This window comes from Deltaproteobacteria bacterium (genome assembly GCA_009929795.1).
Taxonomy (GTDB): Bacteria; Desulfobacterota; Desulfovibrionia; order Desulfovibrionales; family Desulfomicrobiaceae; genus RZZR01.
This window is the reverse complement of sequence record RZZR01000334.1, coordinates 1-1,609: the sequence shown is the minus strand read 5'-3', so window position 1 is coordinate 1,609 and position 1,609 is coordinate 1. Positions and strand designations below refer to the sequence as shown.

Genomic DNA, 1,609 nt, shown 5'->3' with positions numbered 1-1,609 from the left:
ATGCCCGGCAGGGCTTTCAAAAGTTCAACGGCGCCTGACTGATCATCAGCGGCCAAAGCCGCCTCCAGTTTGGCCGCGGCAAAGGCCATGGCCCGGGCCCCGACATTGCCGGCCGATCCCTTGAGGGTGTGGGTCGCGGCCCTGGCCATGGCAAGGTTGCCCCCCTCGACTCCCTGGCGAATGGATTCGAACCGTTTGTACGCATCCCGCATGAATACATCGACCACCTGCCGGGCCAGATCCTGGTCGCCCATGACCCGGTCCATGAAATCGATCCGGTCAAAGGCCGGCAAATCCTTCTGTCGGTCCGGGGCAGTGTTTTGGAGTTCCGGATCGGCTGCTCTGGTCGGCGTCGGCGACGATAGCCATCGTTCCAGTGCCTTGCCGATCTCCTTGGGTGAGATGGGTTTGGAAATGTAGTCGTTCATGCCTACGGCCAGGAACCGTTCGCGGTCGCCCTGCATGGCATGGGCGGTCATGGCCACGATGGGAACGTCCAGCCCGAGGCCTTCCGGTTTTGGGGCCCGAATGCTTTTGGTGGCCTCGACCCCGTTCAGTTCCGGCATCTGAACGTCCATGAAGACCAGATCGAATGTTTCGTTCCCCAAGGCTTTCAAGGCTTCGAGGCCGTTCACCGCCACGCTGGCCTCCACCCCGAATTTGTGGAGCAGGCCCAGGGCCACCTGACGGTTCACGGCATTGTCCTCGGCCAGCAGAACCCGGGCCCCGGCTTTGGAAAAATCGAGTCTCGCGAGGCGTGTCCGGTCCTCGCCTGGGTTTGGACCATGGACGGTGAGAACCGATCTTCCCTTTGCCACGGCAATCAGGATGGTCAGGAGGTCGGTTCGCCGAACGGGCTTGGTCAGGGCGGCCTGGAAAAGGCCTTCGGTCGAGGTGCCCTGGTCGTCGTTTCTGTCCAGGGAGCTGAGCAGGACGAGCTTCAGCTCCGACAACCTGGGGTCGGAACGGATGGCCCGGGCCAGGACATCGCCGCTCATGCCAGGCATGTACATATCCAGCAGAGCGAGATTGAACGGTTGGCCCTGCCCCATGGCCTTGTACAGGGTGGCCAGGGCCGAAGGTCCATCTTCGGCCTGATCAACGTGCATCATCCAGGAGGTCAGCCGGGCCGAGAGCATCTCCCGGTTCGTGGCGTTATCGTCAACAACGAGGACCTTGATCCCGGCCAGGCAGTCCAGATCATGCCTCTCGGCCCGGTCCTGGTTCTCCTGCATGCCCAGACGAACCGTAAACCAGAATTCAGACCCCTGGCCTTCGACGCTTGAAAGTCCGATCTCACCACCCATGAGTTTGGAGAGACGCCTGGAAATGGCCAGGCCGAGGCCCGTTCCTCCATATTTTCGAGTCACCGAGACGTCGGCCTGGGTGAACTTTTCAAAGAGCATTCCCTGCTTGTCGGCCGGAATGCCGACACCCGTGTCTTTGACCGCGAAGCGGATCAACGCCATTTTCCCGTCCTGTTCCAGAAGTTCGGCCCGAACCGAGACTTCCCCGTCATCGGTGAACTTCACGGCATTCCCGGCCAGATTGAATAAAATCTGGCGTAGGCGGTTGGCATCGCCCCGGACCATTCCGGGAAAGTCCGGAT

At 61.2% G+C, this 1,609-nt stretch carries 1 protein-coding gene; it reads right to left on the bottom strand.

Going from position 1 to position 1,609, the window contains the following annotated elements; all coding sequences use genetic code 11:
* Positions 1-1,609, bottom strand: a 1,609-nt coding sequence (locus tag EOM25_14760; GenBank protein ID NCC26438.1) for a sensor histidine kinase, incomplete at both ends; no start/stop codon positions are given.